Source organism: Microlunatus sp. YIM B11417 (assembly GCF_059617205.1).
This window is the reverse complement of sequence record NZ_JCAMPJ010000005.1, coordinates 368,259-385,573: the sequence shown is the minus strand read 5'-3', so window position 1 is coordinate 385,573 and position 17,315 is coordinate 368,259. Positions and strand designations below refer to the sequence as shown.

Genomic DNA, 17,315 nt, shown 5'->3' with positions numbered 1-17,315 from the left:
GATCGGTGTAATATGGGCAACATGACCGAGGTGATCGACTGGACCCCCAAGGCACGGGCGATCCTGCGCGCGGCCTCAGATCTCTTCTATGCCGAGGGCATCCATGCGGTCGGCGTCGAGGCGATCGCGGAGCGGGCGGGCGTGACCAAGAAGACGCTGTACGACCGCTTCGGGTCCAAGGACCGGCTGGTGGTCAGCTACCTGACCGAGCGCGACCGCGAGTGGCGGATCTTCCTCGACGCAAGGCTCGAGAAGGCCGGCTCCGACCCAGCGGCTCGGCTGGCCGCACTGTTCGACGCCTCCTCGGACTGGCACGACGAACGGGGCGGTAAGGGCTGCAGCATGATCAACGCACACGCGGAGATCAGCGACCCTCAGCACCCGGCCTACTCGGTGATCACCGAGCAGAAGCGCTGGATGCTCGGCTTCCTCACCGATCTCGCGACGGACGCCGGCGTGGCTGCTCCCGAGCGGATCGGTGAGGAGCTGATGGTGCTGCACGAGGGCGCCCTGGTGACGTCCGGGATCGGCGTGATCAAGGACGCCTTCGCGACGGCCCGGGATGCGGCCGTGGCGAGGCTGGCCGGCTAGTCCTTCAGTCCCGCAGGGATCGCGCGAGGCGGTCCGCGGTGTCACTGCCGGGACTCGGCAGGTAGATCACCAGCTGCAGACCGGGCGCGTCCGCGGGCACCAGCCGGTGCTGTTCGAAGATCAACTCCCCCAGGCCCGGCGGCCGGAACCGGCGTTCCCGCGTCTCGAACCGGCCGATCTCGTGCTGCTCCCAGGCGGCCGCGAACTCCGGGCTCTCCTGACGCAGGCGGGCGATCAGCGCGGCCTGGGCCGGCTGCCCGAACCGGGCTCCGTGCTCGGCCCGGTACTCGGCCAGGAACTGCCGACTGGTCGTCGCCCAGTCCGGCAGCATCTGCCGGACCCGGTCGTCGGTGAAGATCAACACCAGCAGATTGCGATCATCGGGCGGCAGCCGGTCCACGTCCGGATAGAGGACCAGGTAGGCCCGGTTCCAGCCGACGATCGTCCAGTCCGGCGCCAGGGCGAACGCGGGCGCCGGCAGCTGCGCGTCCAGCAGCCGTTGCAAGTGGCTCGGCAGTTCGGCCGGGACCGTCTCGAGATCCGGCGGGTCGGGCGTGAGGCCGGCCAGTGACAGCACGTACGCGTGCTCGACCGCGGACAACCGCAACGTCGCCGCGATCGCGTCGATCACCTGCCGGGACGGATTGATCTCCCGGCCCTGCTCCAGCCAGGTGTACCAGGTGATGCTGACCCCGGCGAGGAACGCGACCTCCTCCCGACGCAGCCCGACCGCGCCGCCGCGGCCGGCGTCCGGCAGACCATGATCGGCTCGCACCACCTGGGCCCGTCGATGCCGGAGCAGGGCGGCCAACTCCTGCCGTCGATCACCGGCCCTGTCCATGCGCGGAAGGTATCACCCACGCGTTGGGTAGCAGTGGGACTGCTAGCAGCGGCGCCGCCTTCCGGTCCGGGCCGCGGCGTGGGGCAATGGGAGCATGCCAGCCCTTCGTTCCGACACCGTGACCCGTGGCCGCTCGATGGCCGGCGCCCGGGCCCTGCTCCGCGCCGCCGGGGTGGCCGCCGCCGACTTCGGCAAGCCGATCGTCGCGGTGGCCAACAGCTTCGTCGAGTTCGTGCCCGGCCACACCCACCTGCAGCCGGTCGGCCGGATCGTCAGCGACGCGATCGCCGCGGCGGGTGGGATCCCACGCGAGTTCAACACGATCGCCGTCGACGACGGGATCGCCATGGGCCATGCCGGGATGCTCTACTCGCTGCCGTCGCGGGACCTGATCGCCGATTCGATCGAGTACGTGGTCGAGGCACACCGCGCCGACGCCCTGGTCTGCATTTCCAACTGCGACAAGATCACGCCCGGCATGCTGATGGCCGCACTGCGGCTGAACATCCCGACGGTGTTCGTCTCCGGCGGCCCGATGGAGGGCGGCTCGGCGACCCTGGCCGACGGCACCGAGCGGGACGGCCTGAACCTGATCACCGTGATCGCCGACTCGGCCGCCGACGCCGTCTCCGACGATGATCTTGCCCGGCTGGAGGAGCAGGCCTGCCCCACCTGCGGCTCCTGTTCCGGCATGTTCACGGCGAACTCGATGAACTGCCTGACCGAGGCGCTCGGCCTGGCCCTGCCCGGCAATGGGACGACGCTGGCCACCCACACCGACCGCCGCACGCTGTACGAGCGCGCCGGCGCCACCGTCGTCGAGCTGGCCCGGCACTACTACGACAAGGACGACGACTCCGTGCTGCCGCGCCGGATCGCGTCGGCGGCGGCGTTCCAGAACGCGATGAGTCTTGATCTTGCGATGGGCGGCTCCACCAACACCGTGCTGCACCTGCTCGCCGCGGCCCACGAGGCCGGGCTGGCCTTCGACCAGGCCGAGATCGACGCGCTGTCCCGCCGGGTGCCCTGCCTGTGCAAGGTCGCGCCGAACGGGCCGTACCTGATCGAGGACGTGCACCGGGCCGGCGGCGTGCCGGCCCTGCTCGGCGAGCTGGACCGGAGCGGTCTGCTCCGGCGTGACGTGCGCAGCGTCCACTCCGATGATCTTGATGCCTGGCTGGCGGACTGGGATGTGCGCGGGCCCGATCCGACGCCGGAGGCGGTCGAGCTGTTCCGGGCGGCGCCGGGCCGGAGGCGTTCGGCGACGGCGGGATCGCAGTCGGCGCGGTGGGCCGAACTGGACCTGAACCCCACGACGGGCTGTATCAGGGACCGCGCGCATGCGTACACACAGGACGGCGGGCTGGCTGTGCTGACCGGCAACCTGGCGCCGGACGGCTGCGTCGTCAAGACCGCCGGCGTCCCCGACACCATGGCGAGCTTCAGCGGGCCGGCCGTCGTCGTGGAGTCGCAGGAGGACGCGGTCGAGGCGATCCTGTCCGGCCGGATCAAGGCCGGCGACGTGATCATCGTCCGGTACGAGGGGCCACGCGGCGGACCCGGCATGCAGGAGATGCTGTTCCCGACCGCGTATCTGAAGGGCCGCGGGCTGGCCGAGTCGTGCGCACTGGTCACGGACGGCCGGTTCTCCGGCGGCAGCTCAGGTCTGTCGATCGGGCACCTGTCCCCCGAGGCGGCGGCGGGCGGGCCGATCGCGCTGGTCCGCGACGGCGACGTGATCATGATCGAACTCGCGGCCCGAACGATCATGGTCGACGTACCGGACGAGGTTCTGGCCGAGCGGAGGGCCGAGCTGGAGGCCAGCAGCGGCTACCGCCCGGTGGGCCGGGATCGACCGGTCTCCGCGGCCCTTCGTGCCTACGCGGCGACGGTCACCTCGGCCGATCGTGGTGCGGTCCGCGACGTCTGATGATCATTCCGGGAGCACGCCGGCGAGGCTGCGCAGCGCCCGCTTGATCTGGGCCGGGCTGCGGCCACGCTCCTCCCGTTGGAATCGGTACACCTCGGGCGCCAGCGGCGCCAGCAGCGCATCGATCAGGGCGTCGTCGCGGATCCCGGCCTCACGGAGCAGGGTGGCGACGAAGGTGCGCCAGAACCCGTAGGCCCCGGTACGGAAGCGCGCCGCCCCGACCTCGGCTCCGAGCACCAGCGGCAGATGCCGCTCCAGCAGGTCCACCATCGCGTCGTAGAACGCGGCCAGCCGCTGCCGCGGGGCGCCGCCCGGACCCAGCGGCGGCGCCCCCGACAGCAACGCCTGCTGGAGTTCGCGTTCATGATCATCGAGCAGCGCGGTGGCCACCGAACCGATGTCGGGATAGCGCCGGTACAGCGTGCCACGGCCGACGCCCGCCTCGGCGGCCAGCTCGCCCATGGTGAGGTCCGGCCCGCGCTCGGCGAACAACCGCTCGGCCGCGCGCAGGATCCGCTGCCGGTTGGCGGCGGCGTCGGCCCGCTCGGGTCTGGTCACGCCACCACCCTATCCGGACACGTTGTCCGGATGCGCTATCGTGCTAACTGGACACAGTGTCCAGTTAATCCTGAGGAGCGCACGATGACCCAACCCACGACGGTCCCTTTCGCCGGCCGGCCGGTCGGCCGGGTCGGCTACGGCACGATGCGGCTGACCGGCCCGAACGCGCTCGGCGAACCCGAGCGCCCGGAGGAGCTGGTGGCGCTGCTGCGCACGGCCGTCGACTCCGGAGTCCGGCTGATCGACACCGCCGGGTACTACGGCCCGTCGGTCGCCAACCGGCTGGTCGCCCGGGCCCTGCACCCGTACCCGGAGGAGCTGGTGATCGCGACCAAGATCGGCGCGGCCCGGACTCCCGACGGCGGCTTCCGGCCGGACACCGCGCCGGATTCCCTGCGCCAGCAGGTGGAACAGAACCTCCGCGACCTGCGGCTGGACTGCCTGCCGCTGGTGCACTTCCGCTACCTGCCCGGCGGGCCGACGCCGTTCCCGGACGCGCTGGGCACCATGATCGACTTCCGCCGCGAGGGCTTGATCGGCGCGATCGGGCTCTCCCACGTCACGGTCGAGCAGTTCGATCAGGCCACCACTCTGACCCCGGTCGCCTCGGTCGAGAACCAGGCGCGGTTCAGTGCCGCGGAGCCGGATCCGGTGCTGGCCAGGACGGCGGAGGCGGCAGTCCCCTACCTGGCGTACCGGCCACTGGAGAACGGCGCGCTGCTCCGTACCGGCGGGCCGCTACAGCGGCTGGCCGAGGCCGAGGGGCTGGCTCCGGCGACCCTCGCCCTGGCCTGGCTGCTCGACCAAAGCCCGAACCTCGTCGTCATTCCGGGCACCACCTCGGTCCACCACCTGGCCGAGAACCTCGCCGCTGCCGACCTCGTCCTGGACGACCGGCTGCGGAACGCACTCACCGAAGGGAATCGATCATGACCGTCGCCTGGACCGCGTTGTTGATCGCGGGCGTGCTGGAGATCGCCTGGGCGCACAGCATCCGGCTGACCGAGGGCTTCACCCGGCCGATTCCGATCATCGTCTGCGCCGTGCTCACCGTCGCTGTGCTGCTGACACTGAGCTTCGCCATGCGGTCGCTGCCGGTCGGCACGGCGTACGCGATCTTCGTCGGCATCGGCGCCGTGGGTACGGTGCTGGTCGGCATGATCGCCCTGCACGAGCCGATCACCGCGGTCCGCGGCCTGGCGCTCGCCCTGATCATCGGCGGCGTGGCGCTACTCCGCTTGACCGAGGCCGGCGCCTGACCATTCGCGGCGAAGGATCGCGTAGACGCCGGTGTCCTCCCACTGGGCCCGGTCCGGCACCCACCAGTTGTCCACGTGGTGCGCCTCCTGGCGCATCCCGAGCCGCCGGCAGAGCCGGACCGAGGCCTCGTTGGCGGGATGCAACTGCGCGATCACCCGGTGCGCGGTGAGGGTCTCGAAGGCGAACCGCAGCCCGGCCCGGGCGGCCTCGGTGGCGTAGCCGCGGCCGCCGTGATCGGGATGGAACACCCAGCCGATCTCGACGCAGGCCATCCCGGCCGATTCGACACCGAGTACGAGCTCGCCGAGCAGCCGGTCGTCCTCGGTCCGGATCACCGCGAGCCGGACCCCGTCCCCGTCGCCGCGGAGTCCGGTCCGGCCTTCCGCCAGGGTGAGTCCCTTGGCGACCTGGTCCCGGCTCCGCGGCGCGTGCAGCAGATAGCGGCAGACGTCCGGCCGGGACAGGTAGGCGTGGATCGGATCAAGATCATCGGCGGTCACCGGCCGCAGCCGGAGCCGCTCGGTGGCGAGGTCGGCGACCTCGGCGCCGGTCAGGTGCGGAGCCGGATCAGTCACCGGAGTAGCTTAGGGCGCGTCTCCCACGGAAAGGGCATGCCGCCATGAACTACGTCGCCGCGCCGGAACGCTACGACGGAACGATGAAGTACCGGCGCACCGGGCGGTCCGGGCTCGACCTGCCGCTGCTGTCGCTCGGCTACTGGCACAACTTCGGCGACGACCGGCCGTTCGAGGTGCAGCGGGCGATCGCCCGGCGGGCCTTCGACCTCGGCATCACCCACCATGATCTGGCGAACAACTACGGGCCTCCCTTCGGCAGTGCGGAGATCAACTTCGGGCGGCTGATGCGAGAGGACTTCGCCCCGTACCGGGACGAGTTGATCATCTCCACCAAGGCCGGCTGGGACATGTGGCCGGGGCCGTACGGGCAGGGCGGCGGTTCCCGGAAGTACGTCCTCGCCTCGCTGGACCAGTCGCTGCGCCGGATGGGGCTGGACTACGTCGACATCTTCTACTCGCACCGGCTGGACTCGACGACGCCGCTCGAGGAGACGATGACGGCGCTGGACACCGCGGTCCGGCAGGGCAAGGCGCTCTATGTCGGCATCTCGTCCTACGACGCGGAACGGTCGCGGGAGGCGGTGGCGATCTTGAACGAGCTGGGCACCCCGCTGCTGATCCACCAGCCGTCCTACTCGATGCTGAACCGCTGGATCGAGAACGAGGGGCTGCTGGACGCCGCCGGCGAACTCGGCTTCGGCGTGATCGGCTTCACCGCCCTGGCGCAGGGCCTGCTGACCAGCCGCTACCTGAACGGGATCCCGGCCGATTCCCGCGCCAAGCAAGGGAAGTCGTTCAATCCGGACTGGCTGTCGGACGAGATGCTGCGGCGCCTGAACGGGCTGAATGATCTTGCCGGCCGGCGTGGTCAGACGCTCGCCCAGCTCGCCCTCGCCTGGGCCCTGCGCGACCCGCGGGTCACCTCGCTGGTGATCGGCGCGTCGTCGGTCGAGCAGCTGGACGAGAACGTCGCCGTCCTGGAGAACCTGGAGCTGTCCGCGGAGGAACTCGAGGCGATCGACGAGTACGCGGCCGACGGCGGGATCGACCTGTGGAAGTCCGCCCGGGCCGGCGAGGTCAACGCCGGGCCGCGGGACTGATCTCGCTGAGCAGTTCGGTGGTGCTGATCACCGAACCGCTCTCGGCGGAGCGCCAGATCGCCTCACCGGCGGCGACCGCGTAGGCGGCCTGCTCGGTGGTGGCGGCCAGGCCGAGCCGGCGGGACTCCTCGGTCGGGCCGACGAACAGGTCCCGCCGCATGATCGCGTCGGCGCCGTCGTGACCGCCCTGGGTCGCGGCGGCCTCGATCCGCTGCCGTTCGCCGAACAACGGGTCCAGGATCACGTGGTCGGTGCCGGGCCGCGGGCTGCCGTCGCGATCATGGCCGTAGTCCAGTTCGATCCGGCCGTGGGTGCCGGAGATGCCGAGTCGGTAGCCCTCCCACGGCGACGAGAAGTCGATCGTGTACGCCAGCGTCGCCCCGGCCCGGTAGCCGATCACGGCCGTGTAGTGATCTTCGATGTCGATCTCGTCGTCGTACAGGGTGAACGGCTGCCCGTCCGGGTACTGCACCGGGTAGCTCAAGCCGGCCAGGCCGGTCCGACCGTGATCATCGTCGGGGAAGGTCCCGCTGCCCTGCTGCGCCCGCTGGTACGGATCCGCGGCGCGCAACGCGTCGCCGGTGAGCGGTCGGCCGTGCTCGTCCCGTGGCCGGTGCGGGCTGTCCGGCCCGTAGAAGGCGCGGCCGCCGCGGGCGTACACGGTGGCCGGCAGGTCGTCGACCAGCCAGTCGATCAGGTCCAGGTGGTGGCAGCTCTTGTGCACCGACAGCCCGCCGGAGGCGGCCCGGGTCCGGTTCCAGCGCAGGAAGTAGCTGGCCCCGTGCCGGGTGTCCACGTGGTAGTCCAGGGTCGCGCCGAGCACCCGGCCGATCGCGCCGTCCATGATCAGCCGCTTCACCTGCTGCAGCCGTGGCGTGTAGCGGACGTTGTGGGTGACCGTCACCGAGCCGGCGCTGTCCCGCTCGGCGGCGAGCACCCGGGCGGCGTCGGCGGCGGTCGCGGTCAGCGGCTTCTCGGTGATCACGTCGAGGCCGCGGCCGAGTGCGGCGACCGCGTAGTCGGCGTGGCTGTGGTCGGGCGTCGCGATGATCACCCGGTCCGGCCGGGCCTCGGTGATCATCCGGTCGAACTCGTCCGCACCATAGGCCAGGACGCCCGGATTCCCCAGCTGCGCGAGGAACTGGCCGACCCGCTCCCGGTCGGCGTCCAGGATCGCGACCAGTTCGCCCGGCGCGCGCTCCAGGTCCGGCCGGCCCGGGATGCCGGAGTCGACCAGGGCGCCGACGAACGTGCCGATGGCCCGGTTGGACAGACCGCAGAGAGCGTAGCGGGGATGGTCGGTCACAGTTTCTCCTTGTTCGACGAAGCGCTCACCCAGGGCAGGGCGAAGGCCGCGGTGAGTCCGGGCAGCACGGTCCGCCACTCGGCCGGGTCCGTCGCCGCGATCAGGCCGCTGCCCGCCACCGTGCGGAATCGCGACGGCTCGAGCCGCGCGGCGAGTTCACCGATCAGCGCGCCCGCACCGGTGCCCCACAGGTCGATCGGCCGGTCACCATGATCGAGTTCCGGATCGCCGGCGATCCACTCCAGGCAGCGCCGGACGTCGTACACCTGGCCGGCGACCGGACTGTCACCGAGCCAGAGCAGATCGCAGGTCAACCGGTAGCGGGTGCCCGACTCCGGGTCCGGGAACCGGGCTCCGATCGGGTGCGGCGCCAGGGCGCCGACGCCGCGGACGTCCAGCACCAGGATCGCCCGGTCCTCGTCGATCATGGTCTCGAACCGGTCCCGGTGCCGGTCCGCCTCAGCGGTGCCGTCCGGCAGCAGCGCCAGCGTCAGCGAGCGGTACGGCCGGTCGGCCGGGGTGATCAACAGCGCGGCGTTGACCAGGTCGCGCTCCGACCACCAGTAGACCGGACGGACCCGTGCCTTCGTACCGCCCAGGTCGTGGTCGGCCGCCGGAAACCACCGTGGGTAAGGATCCGCGGCCGGATCGCGGCCGTTCTCGACCTGCTCGAGCAGCCAGGCCTGCCGGTCCGGGACCCGCTCGGTGATCTCGGCCCGGTTCAGCTCCGCGATCGTTGCGGTGTGCTCGCCGTCGGTGATCAACTGACCGGTCCGGGTGCAGGCCAGGTCGGCCGGATCGAGCGGCTTCGGCTCGGTCTCGTCGAGCGGCCGGTCCCGTTCCCCGTCGAGGTGCTCGACGAAGAAGGCACAGGCGGCGCGGGCCAGTTCCGGGTGATAGGCGTGACCACCGCGGGTCCGGTGCAGCCGCAGCCGGTCCTCGGCGCCCAGGATCCGGTAGGCCCGGCCGGCTCGCCGCACGGTCGCGACGGTCCCCTCGATCGGGAAGAAGTCGTAGTCGGCCGCGAGCACCAGCACCGGCCGCGGTGCCATCGCGATCAACGCGTCCTCGTGATCGAGACCGGCCGCGGTGCCGCCGATGATCACCTGCTCGGGGTCCTGGGCCTGCCCGGTCCGCAGGTAGTGGCCGCGGCTGGTCAGGAACGTCGCCGGGGCGGCGGCCGCGATCCGGTCGTCGATCATCATCAGCAGTGCCGTCTGGGTGCCGCCGCCGGAGTTGCCGGTAGCGCCGATCCGGTCCGGGTCGACCTCGGGGCGGGCGGCCAGATAGTCGACCGCGCGCACCGCGTCGCGGACGAAGAACCGGCCGCTGGACCGGCCGGACCACCAGCAGCCGACGCCGGACCGCAGATGATCAGCGGTCGGCTGGGCCAGCTCCGGACGGTCCGGGAACTGCCGCCGCTCGCCCTGCCCGAACGGGTCGATCACCAACGCCACCAGGCCGTTCCGGGCCAGCCGGGCGGCCACCGCCTGATACTGCGGATACGCCTTGCTCTCCGCGGCATGCCCGCACAGGATCAACACCGCGCCGGCCGGGCCGTTCAGCTCGTCCGGCCGGTAGAGGTTCGCGGCGATCGCGTGGCCCGGGCCGGCCTCGATGATCAACTTCTCGATCCGGTACGCGGGCGTCCGGACCACGCCCAGCGTGCGGGCCGGCGGCGGGCCGGCCGGCACCCGGGCACCGAGCAGATCCGCCGCCGCGGCCCGGATCGCCTGCTGCCGCGACGCCACGTCGGCCCGGCTGGCGAGCCGGTCGTTCACGGCGTGCCAGCGGCGCAACTCGCTCTCCGTACGCCGGAAGACGTGATCACGCCACTGGGAGCCGGCGTCCAGGTAGCCGCCGAGCCCGCGCAGGCTCGCCGCGAGCGGATCGGTGATCATCCGACCGACTCCGGCCGGTACTCGATCCGCTGCCGGGTGCCGCGCTCGTCCGGGTCGGCGATCGGCACCGCCGACAGCAGCGCCTTGGTGTAGTCGTGCTGCGGGTCGTCGAAGATCGCCGACGCCGGGCCGTGCTCGACGATCTTGCCGAAGTACATCACCGCCACCTCGTCGCAGACCCGCTCCACCACGGACAGGTCGTGCGAGACGAAGACGTAGGTCAGCCCAAGATCGCGCTGCAGTTCGGCCAGCAGTTCCAGCACCTGGGTCCGGACCGACACGTCGAGCGCGGACACCGCCTCGTCGGCGACCACCAGCTTGGGCCCGGTGATCAGCGCGCGGGCGATCCCGATCCGCTGCCGTTCCCCGCCGGAGAAGGCGTGCGGGTAGCGGTTCAGCATGTCCGGCCGCAGCCCGACCCGGCGCAACGCCTCGGCCGCCCGGTCCCGCAGCACGTCGCGCCGGGTCTCCCCCGCCGCATGCAACGGCTCCGCCACGACCTGCTGGACGGTCATCCGCGGATTCAGCGACGAGTACGGATCCTGGAAGATCATCCGCAGCTGCCGGCGGTACGGCAGCAGCTCCCGCTCGCGCAGCCCGGCAAGATCAACGGCCGCGGCGTCCGGCTCGGCCCGGTAGCGGATCGCGCCCGAACTCGGCCGGTAGGCGCGCAGCAGGGTCCGGCCCAGGGTGGTCTTGCCACAGCCCGATTCGCCCACGATGCCGAGCGTCCGGCCCGGCCGGACCTGGAACGACACCCCGTCGACCGCTTTCACCACGGTCTTCCGGCGCGGGCCGAGGCGGCGGCCGGACGAGGTGGTGAACTCCATCGAGAGTTGATCGACCTCGAGGAGTGGGAGTTGATCTTGGCCCGTCGACAGGCTCAGGGATCGCGAGGCGGTGCGCGGCGTGATCACCGCGCGCCCGGCGCCCCGGCCCCGCTGCGGCAGCGAGGACAGCAGCTCCTTCGTGTAGTCGTGCTGCGGATCGTGGAAGATCGCTTCGACCGGTCCGGACTCGACGACCTTGCCGTGTCGCATCACGACCACCCGGTCGGCGATCTCCGCGACCACGCCGAGGTCGTGCGTGATGAACATCAGGGACAGGCCGGCGGATTCCTTGAGCTCGGCCAGCAGGTCGAGGATCTGCGCCTGCGTAGTCACGTCGAGCGCCGTGGTCGGCTCGTCGGCGATCACCAGCCGAGGGTTGGTGATCAACGCCATCGCGATCATGGCCCGCTGCCGCATGCCGCCGGACAGCTGGAACGTGTAGGCGTCGATCCGTTCCTCGGCGCGTGGGATGCCGACCCGGCGCAACGCGTCGATCACCCGATCCCGGGCCGCCGGGTCCCGCCGCTTCAGGCCCTCGTGCTCGGTCAGCAGTTCGATGATCTGCCGGCCGACCGTGTGCACCGGGCTGAGCGACGACATCGGCTCCTGGAAGATCATCGAGATCTCCCGCCCGCGGACCCGGCGGATCGCCTTGCCCCGCGGGTCCAGCCCGGCCAGTTCGACCGGCGCCGCCTCCGGCTCGGCGCGGTACTCGATCGAGCCGGACACCACCCGGCCCGGCCGGTCCACCACCTGTAGCACCGACCGCGCCATCGCCGTCTTGCCCGAGCCTGACTCGCCGACCACGCAGACCGTGCTGCCGCGCGGGACGTCGAAGCTCACCCCGTCGACCGCGCGCACCTCGCCGCGGTCGGTGAAGAAGGACGTCCGAAGATCACGGACCCGGAGCATCAGTTCCTTCATCAACTCTCCCCGTACGGATCGGCGCTGTCCCGGAGCCCGTCGCCGACGAAGTTGAACGCGACCACGGCCAGGATCACCGCCAGGCCCGGAAACATCAGCCACGGCGTGGTCGCCACGGCCTGGACACTCTGTGCGTCCTGCAGCAGCACGCCCCAGGAAACCGCCGGCGCGCGCAGCCCCAGGCCGAGGAACGACAGCGAGGTCTCGGCCAGGATCATCGCCGGGATGGCCAGGCTGACCGTCGCGATCACGTGCGAGGTGAACGACGGCAGCATGTGCCGGGCGATGATCCGGTGGGTCCTCACCCCGTCCAGCTTCGCGGCCAGCACGTAGTCCTCGTCGCGGGTCTGCAGGAACCGGCCGCGGATCACCCGGGCCAGGCTGGTCCAGCCGAACAGGGACAGGATCACGGTGATCAACAGGTACGTCTGCACCGGCCCCATGCCTGGCGGGATGGCCGCCGCCAGTCCCAGCCAGAGCGGCAGCGTCGGCACCGACATCAGGAACTCGATCACCCGCTGGATGATCGTGTCCACCCAGCCCCCGAAGTAGCCGGACACCCCGCCCAGCAACAGCCCCAGCAGCAGCGAGACGGCCACGCCGATCAGGCCGATCGACAGCGACACCTGCGATCCGTAGATGATCTTGGAGAGCAGATCCGCCCCGGTCCGGTCGGCGCCGAGCGGGTACCAGCCCTGGCTGCCGTCGACCGGGCCGAACAGGTGCCGGTCGCCCGGGATCACACCCAGGATCCGGTACTCGTCGCCCTGCACGAAGAAGCCGAGTCTGATCTTGCGGCTGGTGTCCACGTCGAACACCCGCTGCAGCGTCTGCAGGTCGGTCCGGCCGACGCTGGGGTGGACGTAGAAGCCGTCCGCCGGCGAGAAGCTGGGCAGCTGCGGCGGCTGGTAGGCGCTGGTCGCGGTGGTCGTGCCGCTCGCGTATGGAGCGAAGAAGCCGGCGAGGATCGCGACCACGTACAGGATGATCAGGACCACTGCCCCGGTCATCGCCAGCTTGTGCTTGCGGAACCGCCACCAGATCAACCGCCACTGCGACGCGGTCTCCACCTGGCCGGCGCTCCGGCCGGTCTCGTCCGCGAGCACGGTCGCCGGATCTTCGATCAAGGGTTCGGTGCTGCTCATGATCACGCCTTCCCGAACCGGACCCGCGGATCGACCACGGCGAGCAGGATGTCGGACAGCAGGGTGCCGATCACGGTCAGCACCGCCACGATGAGGATGATGCCGCCGGCCAGGTACATGTCCTGCGACTTGAGAGCGCCGAGCAGCAGTGGCCCGACCGTGCCGAGGGACAACACCACCGCGACGATCACCTCGCCGTCGAACAGCTGCGGCAGATGCCAGCCGGCCGTGGAGACGAACGGGTTGAGCGAGATCCGGACCGGGTAGCGGCCGATCACGGTCGCCTCCGGCAGCCCTTTCGCCCGAGCCGTCGTCACGTACGGCTTGTGCAGCTCGTCGAGCAGGTTGGCCCGCATGGTCCGGATGATCCCGGCGGTGCCGGCCAGGGCGAGCACGACGACCGGGATCCACAGGTGCACCAGCAGGTCTCCGACCTTGGCCAGGGACCACGGCGCGTCCACGTACTCCGGCGAGAACAGGCCGCCGACACTCTGGCCGAAGAAGTGGAAACCGATGAACGCCAGCAGCAGCGCGGCCAGGAAGTTGGGTGTCGCCAGTGCGACGAACCCGATCCCGGAGATCACGTAGTCCGGCGTCCTGCGCTGCTTGATCGCCGAGAAGATGCCGGCCGGCAACGCGATCAGCCAGGTCATCAGCAGCGTCGCCACGCCCAGGATCAACGTCAGCGGCAGCCGTTCCATGATCAGGTCCGCGACCGGCCGCTGGAACTGGAAGGACAGGCCGAAGTCACCGTAGAACACGGCACCGCTGATCCACTTCCAGTACTGCACCCAGAACGGGTCACCGATCCCGTAGCGGGCTCGGAGTGCGTCGACGAACGCGGGGTCGAGACTCTCACCCTGCGCCTCGAGCGCCTGGATCTGGGTGGTCAGGAAGTCACCGGGCGGCAACTGGATGATGAAGAACGCGACGATCGAGATCGCGATCAAGGTCGGGATCGCGTGCAGGACGCGAAAGGCGATGAAGCGGAGCATCAGTCGGCGTAGTAGATCTGCTCGGGCTTGGTGATGCCCTCCCGGCCGTAGTAGAAGGAGAGCTTCGGCTCGTCGTCCCGAACGCCCTTGAGCGAACGGTTCACGATCACCGGCTTGAACGGCAGGTTCATCAGGCCGATCACGTAGAGGTTGTCGTGGTGTTGCTGCGTGATCGCCTTGCCGGCGGCGATCCGGTCCTCGTCCGAGGCGGCCGTGCGCAGTCGCTCCCAGTTCGTGAACAGCTGCTTGAACTCCTGGGTCGGCTCGATGCCGTCCTTGCCGCCGGTGCTGTACCAGACGCCGTAGCCGGGAGCGGTGTGACTGTTCGGTGAGATCGGGATGAACCAGACCGGCTCCAGGTCCCAGTCGTCCTCCGGAGTCGTGGTCCCGTCGATGTCGAAGTCGTTCGACATCCGCAGCTGCGCGTAGAGCGTGTCGTCGACCGGGCGCAGGTTGATCTTGACCCCGATCGCCGCCCAGTGCTTGCGGACCAGGTTGAACGCGTCGGCCCGCGGAATCTCGAAGTTGCTGTCCAGGTAGGTGAGCGTGAACTCCAGCGGCTTGCCCTGGAACCGGCGCAGCTCGCCCTTGCGCTCCAGGCCGAGGCCGTCGAGCAGCTGGTTGGCCTTCTCCGGGTCGTGCTCGAGCGCCGTGGTGCCGCCGCCCTCGATGCCGTACGGGCTGCCGTCGGTGGACACCGGCTGCCGGATGATCCCGAGGCCGCCGAGCAGGGTCTGGTTGATCTCGTCCCGGTCGATGGCGTGCGACAGCGCGAACCGGAAATCCTTGCTGGCGAACAGTTCCCGCCAGACCGGGTCGGCGTGGGACAGGTTCGGCGCCAACGCCAACAGGCTCGCGGTCGGCTTCCAGCGCAGCACCTGGAAGCCCTTGCTCTCGGCGTTCTGCAGGTAGACCTGGGTTGTGTTGTAGCCGAGGAAGTGTCCCTGGAAGTCAAGATCACCGTTGGAGGCGCGCAGGTCGAGCGCCGCCTGGTCGAGCACCTGCACCTGCAGCTTGTCGATGTAGGGCAGCTGCCGCCCGGACGGATCGGTCTTGAAGTAGTACGGGTTCCGCTCCAGCGACGCGGTGCCGCCCGATCCGGCCGCCGAGGTGAGCCGGTAGGCCCCCATCACCGGCAGGTCGGGGTTGGACCACAGGTCGGCCCGGTCGGCGAAGTACTGGTCCCAGGAGTCGAAGCCGGCCTTCTTCGTCGCCGCCTGGAGCTCGCTCTGCTTGGCGTACTTCGCGTGGAACTGTTGCAGGTAGTGCTTCGGCTTCAACAGCTGGATGCTGACGCCGGGGTGGCAGAGGTACTTCTCGAACAGCGCGAACGACTGGGTGAACGTCACCACCAGTGTCCGCTCGTCCTGCTTCGTGAACTTCGGCAGCTTCAGGTCGGCATCGGCGAACCAGACCGGAACGGCCGGGATCAGGGTGGGGTTGCCGAGCCAGTCCTCGAAGGCGAAGAGCAGGTCGTCGATGCCGAAGGGCTCGCCGTCGGACCACTTGAGGCCCTCCCGCAGGACGAACGTGAAGACCTTGTTGTCCTCGCTCTTGGTGTACTGCTCGGCGATCGAGGGCTGCGGTGCCGTCGCCTCGAAGTTCCATTCGATCAACCCCGCCGCGGCGAACGCGGTGATCGACGCGGTGTCGGTCGGCTCGGTCTGGGCCCGGTGCAGGGTGCCGCCGAACGTACCCTCGCCGGCGACCGGCGGGACGATCTGCGGCACCTTCGGCAGCCGCTCGGCGAGCGCCGGCAGCTTCCCGGCCTGCACCTGCTCGGCCAGCACCGGCGACTCCAGCGCCGCCGTGCCACCACCCTCGGTCGGCGGCAGCGGCTCCCGCTGGGTGCAGCCCGCCGCCAGCGCCCCCAGCGCGATCCCCGCCGTGCCGAGGAATCCGCGGCGGGACTGCCCGGCGAACGGAGAACGGGGTTTTCCAGTGATCATGGCTCCTCCTGAACCCGGCCCGGCGCTGCCGGGGCGGGATGCGAGATCACCGGCGCGGACGGCGTCGTCGGCGATCAATGGTCGGTCTCTGCAAACGATTGTTGCAAGTGCAGCCCATTCTTTGCAACACGACCGGGATCTGCAACCTGCCCGCCGTCGAAGTAGGCCACCAGCTCCGGCGCCAGCGGCGGTACGTCCCGCGGCGTCGACCCGTCCCGCATCGACTCGGTCGCCAGGGCCGCCGCGGCGACCGCCTGCCGGGCGGCGATCGGTGAGGTCTCGGTCGGCGCACCGGTCCGGACGAAGGCGAGGAACTCCCGGAACAGCGCCGGGTCGGCACCGTGGTGCCCACCCTCGACGTTCGGGATCGGGAACTCCCGGTCTCCGTTCGGCAGGTACTCGCTGCGCCGGTTCCAGAGCCGGACCACGCCCGAATGATCAAGCCCGAAGTTCTCCAGCCGACCTTCGGTGCCGATCACGGTGTAGTTGCGCCAGTAGTCGGGCGTGTAGTGGCACTCCTGATAGCTGGCCAGGACACCGTTGTCGAGCTGCAGCTGCACCATGCTCAGGTCCTCGACGTCGATCACGGGGTTCAGCCCACGCTGGGCCAACGGCGGCCAGTTGTCCTTCCGGGACAACCAGTCGGTGACCAGCTGCCCGGACCGGTCCTGGCGATCCGCGATGCCGGCATAGAGGGTCTGCGCACCGGTTCCGACCACCCGCCGCGGATAGCCGCCGGCCAGCCAGTTGATCACGTCGAGATCGTGAGAAGCCTTCTGCAGCAGCAAAGAGTTGACCTTGCTCCGATCGGCGTGCCAGTCCTTGAAGAAGCGGTCACCACCGTCGCCGACGAAGTAGCGACACCAGACCGCCTTGACCTCGCCGATCATCCCGTCCTCGATCAGGGACTTGAGCAATCTGATCACCGGCATGTGCCGCATGTTGTGACCGACATAGAGCCTGCTGCCGGTCCGGTGCGCGGTGGCCAGGATCCGGTCCGCGTCCGGCAGCGTGATCGCCAGCGGTTTGTCGACGAAGACCGCGATGCCGCGCTCCAGCAGCGCGATGGCCTGCTCGGCGTGCAGATGATCAGGACTGGTGACGAAGACCGCGTCGACCTCGCCCTCGCCGAGCTGGTCGACCGAGTCGATCATCCGAGTCCGGTCCGGAGCGAAGTCGCGAGCCGCCCGCTGCTGACCGGCCGGGTGCGGTTCGATCACCACCGTGACCTCGGCCCGGCCGTCCTGCTCGGCCGCCCGCGGGGCGATCACGCCTCGATTTCCGTACCCGATCACGCCGAGCCGGAGCCAGTCGGCTTCGCGTTCGCTGCTTCCGGTGGACCGTTCCATGATCGGCCAGCGTAGATGCTGCAAGCGCTTGCTGCAATGTCAGGTACGATTTCCG

Annotated in this window: 15 protein-coding genes; 5 read left to right on the top strand and 10 right to left on the bottom strand. The window is 70.3% G+C overall.

The window, feature by feature from the left end; genetic code table 11:
• The first annotated feature begins 21 nt into the window (after positions 1-21).
• Entirely contained in the window at positions 22-591 is a 570-nt protein-coding gene (locus tag AC6CCG_RS24210; RefSeq protein ID WP_496657295.1) for a TetR/AcrR family transcriptional regulator, read from the top strand.
• Positions 592-595: 4 nt separating this feature from the next.
• Here AC6CCG_RS24210 and AC6CCG_RS24205 read toward each other — a convergent pair whose 3' ends face one another.
• The gene (locus tag AC6CCG_RS24205; protein WP_496657294.1) at positions 596-1,432 is read right to left on the bottom strand and encodes a helix-turn-helix transcriptional regulator; all 837 of its coding nucleotides are present in this window, start codon (positions 1,430-1,432) and stop codon (positions 596-598) included.
• Between the two features lie 94 nt (positions 1,433-1,526).
• Here AC6CCG_RS24205 and ilvD point away from each other — a divergent pair, with 94 nt between their 5' ends.
• Positions 1,527-3,362 (top strand): dihydroxy-acid dehydratase, encoded by a 1,836-nt coding sequence (gene ilvD / locus AC6CCG_RS24200; RefSeq protein WP_496657292.1) that lies wholly within the window; start codon positions 1,527-1,529, stop codon positions 3,360-3,362.
• Positions 3,363-3,365: 3 nt separating this feature from the next.
• Here the strand turns inward: ilvD and AC6CCG_RS24195 are convergent, their stop codons facing one another.
• Positions 3,366-3,920: a TetR/AcrR family transcriptional regulator gene (locus AC6CCG_RS24195; RefSeq protein ID WP_496657291.1), complete on the bottom strand. Its 555-nt coding sequence runs from the start codon at positions 3,918-3,920 to the stop codon at positions 3,366-3,368.
• 84 nt (positions 3,921-4,004) lie between these two features.
• Between AC6CCG_RS24195 and AC6CCG_RS24190 the strand changes: the two genes are divergently transcribed.
• On the top strand, positions 4,005-4,856 hold the full coding sequence (locus tag AC6CCG_RS24190; RefSeq protein WP_496657289.1) for an aldo/keto reductase: 852 nt from the start codon (positions 4,005-4,007) through the stop codon (positions 4,854-4,856).
• Entirely contained in the window at positions 4,853-5,182 is a 330-nt protein-coding gene (locus AC6CCG_RS24185; RefSeq protein WP_496657288.1) for a DMT family transporter, read from the top strand. Before AC6CCG_RS24190 ends, AC6CCG_RS24185 begins: the two co-directional genes overlap by 4 nt.
• Here AC6CCG_RS24185 and AC6CCG_RS24180 read toward each other — a convergent pair.
• Complete coding sequence (locus AC6CCG_RS24180) at positions 5,153-5,758, bottom strand: GNAT family N-acetyltransferase (RefSeq protein ID WP_496657287.1); 606 nt, start codon at positions 5,756-5,758, stop codon at positions 5,153-5,155. The genes AC6CCG_RS24185 and AC6CCG_RS24180 overlap by 30 nt on opposite strands.
• Positions 5,759-5,802: 44 nt before the next feature.
• On the opposite strand from AC6CCG_RS24180, the gene mgrA reads away from it, so the two are divergent.
• Positions 5,803-6,861, top strand: coding sequence for an L-glyceraldehyde 3-phosphate reductase (mgrA, locus tag AC6CCG_RS24175; protein WP_496657286.1), 1,059 nt, complete (start codon positions 5,803-5,805; stop codon positions 6,859-6,861).
• Here mgrA and AC6CCG_RS24170 read toward each other — a convergent pair.
• The 7 genes from AC6CCG_RS24170 to AC6CCG_RS24140 all read right to left on the bottom strand — a co-directional run bounded on the left by AC6CCG_RS24170 (position 6,839) and on the right by AC6CCG_RS24140 (position 17,260).
• A complete protein-coding gene (locus tag AC6CCG_RS24170; RefSeq protein WP_496657285.1) occupies positions 6,839-8,167 on the bottom strand; it encodes a Gfo/Idh/MocA family protein in 1,329 nt (442 codons plus the stop codon). The genes mgrA and AC6CCG_RS24170 overlap by 23 nt on opposite strands.
• Complete coding sequence (locus AC6CCG_RS24165) at positions 8,164-10,068, bottom strand: alpha/beta hydrolase family protein (protein WP_496657284.1); 1,905 nt, start codon at positions 10,066-10,068, stop codon at positions 8,164-8,166. The genes AC6CCG_RS24170 and AC6CCG_RS24165 overlap by 4 nt, the downstream gene beginning before the upstream one ends.
• Positions 10,065-11,822 (bottom strand): ABC transporter ATP-binding protein, encoded by a 1,758-nt coding sequence (locus AC6CCG_RS24160; protein WP_496657283.1) that lies wholly within the window; start codon positions 11,820-11,822, stop codon positions 10,065-10,067. Before AC6CCG_RS24160 ends, AC6CCG_RS24165 begins: the two co-directional genes overlap by 4 nt.
• Entirely contained in the window at positions 11,822-12,967 is a 1,146-nt protein-coding gene (locus AC6CCG_RS24155) for an ABC transporter permease (protein ID WP_496657282.1), read from the bottom strand. Before AC6CCG_RS24155 ends, AC6CCG_RS24160 begins: the two co-directional genes overlap by 1 nt.
• Positions 12,968-12,969: 2 nt before the next feature.
• Positions 12,970-13,962, bottom strand: coding sequence for an ABC transporter permease (locus AC6CCG_RS24150; protein WP_496657281.1), 993 nt, complete (start codon positions 13,960-13,962; stop codon positions 12,970-12,972).
• Entirely contained in the window at positions 13,962-15,911 is a 1,950-nt protein-coding gene (locus AC6CCG_RS24145; protein ID WP_496657280.1) for an ABC transporter substrate-binding protein, read from the bottom strand. Before AC6CCG_RS24145 ends, AC6CCG_RS24150 begins: the two co-directional genes overlap by 1 nt.
• Positions 15,912-15,985: 74 nt before the next feature.
• Positions 15,986-17,260, bottom strand: a complete 1,275-nt coding sequence (locus AC6CCG_RS24140; protein ID WP_496657279.1) for a Gfo/Idh/MocA family protein — start codon at positions 17,258-17,260, stop codon at positions 15,986-15,988.
• Positions 17,261-17,315 lie beyond the last annotated feature (55 nt).

Excerpts from the sequence above, each read along its gene's own strand:
- AC6CCG_RS24210 (WP_496657295.1), top strand. The coding sequence starts at position 22 with ATGACCGAGGTGATCGACTGGACCCCCAAGGCACGGGCGATCCTGCGC.
- AC6CCG_RS24205 (WP_496657294.1), bottom strand. The coding sequence starts at position 1,432 with ATGGACAGGGCCGGTGATCGACGGCAGGAGTTGGCCGCCCTGCTCCGG.
- ilvD (WP_496657292.1), top strand. The coding sequence starts at position 1,527 with ATGCCAGCCCTTCGTTCCGACACCGTGACCCGTGGCCGCTCGATGGCC.
- AC6CCG_RS24190 (WP_496657289.1), top strand. The coding sequence starts at position 4,005 with ATGACCCAACCCACGACGGTCCCTTTCGCCGGCCGGCCGGTCGGCCGG.
- AC6CCG_RS24185 (WP_496657288.1), top strand. The coding sequence starts at position 4,853 with ATGACCGTCGCCTGGACCGCGTTGTTGATCGCGGGCGTGCTGGAGATC.
- mgrA (WP_496657286.1), top strand. The coding sequence starts at position 5,803 with ATGAACTACGTCGCCGCGCCGGAACGCTACGACGGAACGATGAAGTAC.
- AC6CCG_RS24165 (WP_496657284.1), bottom strand. The coding sequence starts at position 10,068 with ATGATCACCGATCCGCTCGCGGCGAGCCTGCGCGGGCTCGGCGGCTAC.
- AC6CCG_RS24160 (WP_496657283.1), bottom strand. The coding sequence starts at position 11,822 with ATGAAGGAACTGATGCTCCGGGTCCGTGATCTTCGGACGTCCTTCTTC.
- AC6CCG_RS24155 (WP_496657282.1), bottom strand. The coding sequence starts at position 12,967 with ATGAGCAGCACCGAACCCTTGATCGAAGATCCGGCGACCGTGCTCGCG.
- AC6CCG_RS24150 (WP_496657281.1), bottom strand. The coding sequence starts at position 13,962 with ATGCTCCGCTTCATCGCCTTTCGCGTCCTGCACGCGATCCCGACCTTG.
- AC6CCG_RS24145 (WP_496657280.1), bottom strand. The coding sequence starts at position 15,911 with ATGATCACTGGAAAACCCCGTTCTCCGTTCGCCGGGCAGTCCCGCCGC.
- AC6CCG_RS24140 (WP_496657279.1), bottom strand. The coding sequence starts at position 17,260 with ATGGAACGGTCCACCGGAAGCAGCGAACGCGAAGCCGACTGGCTCCGG.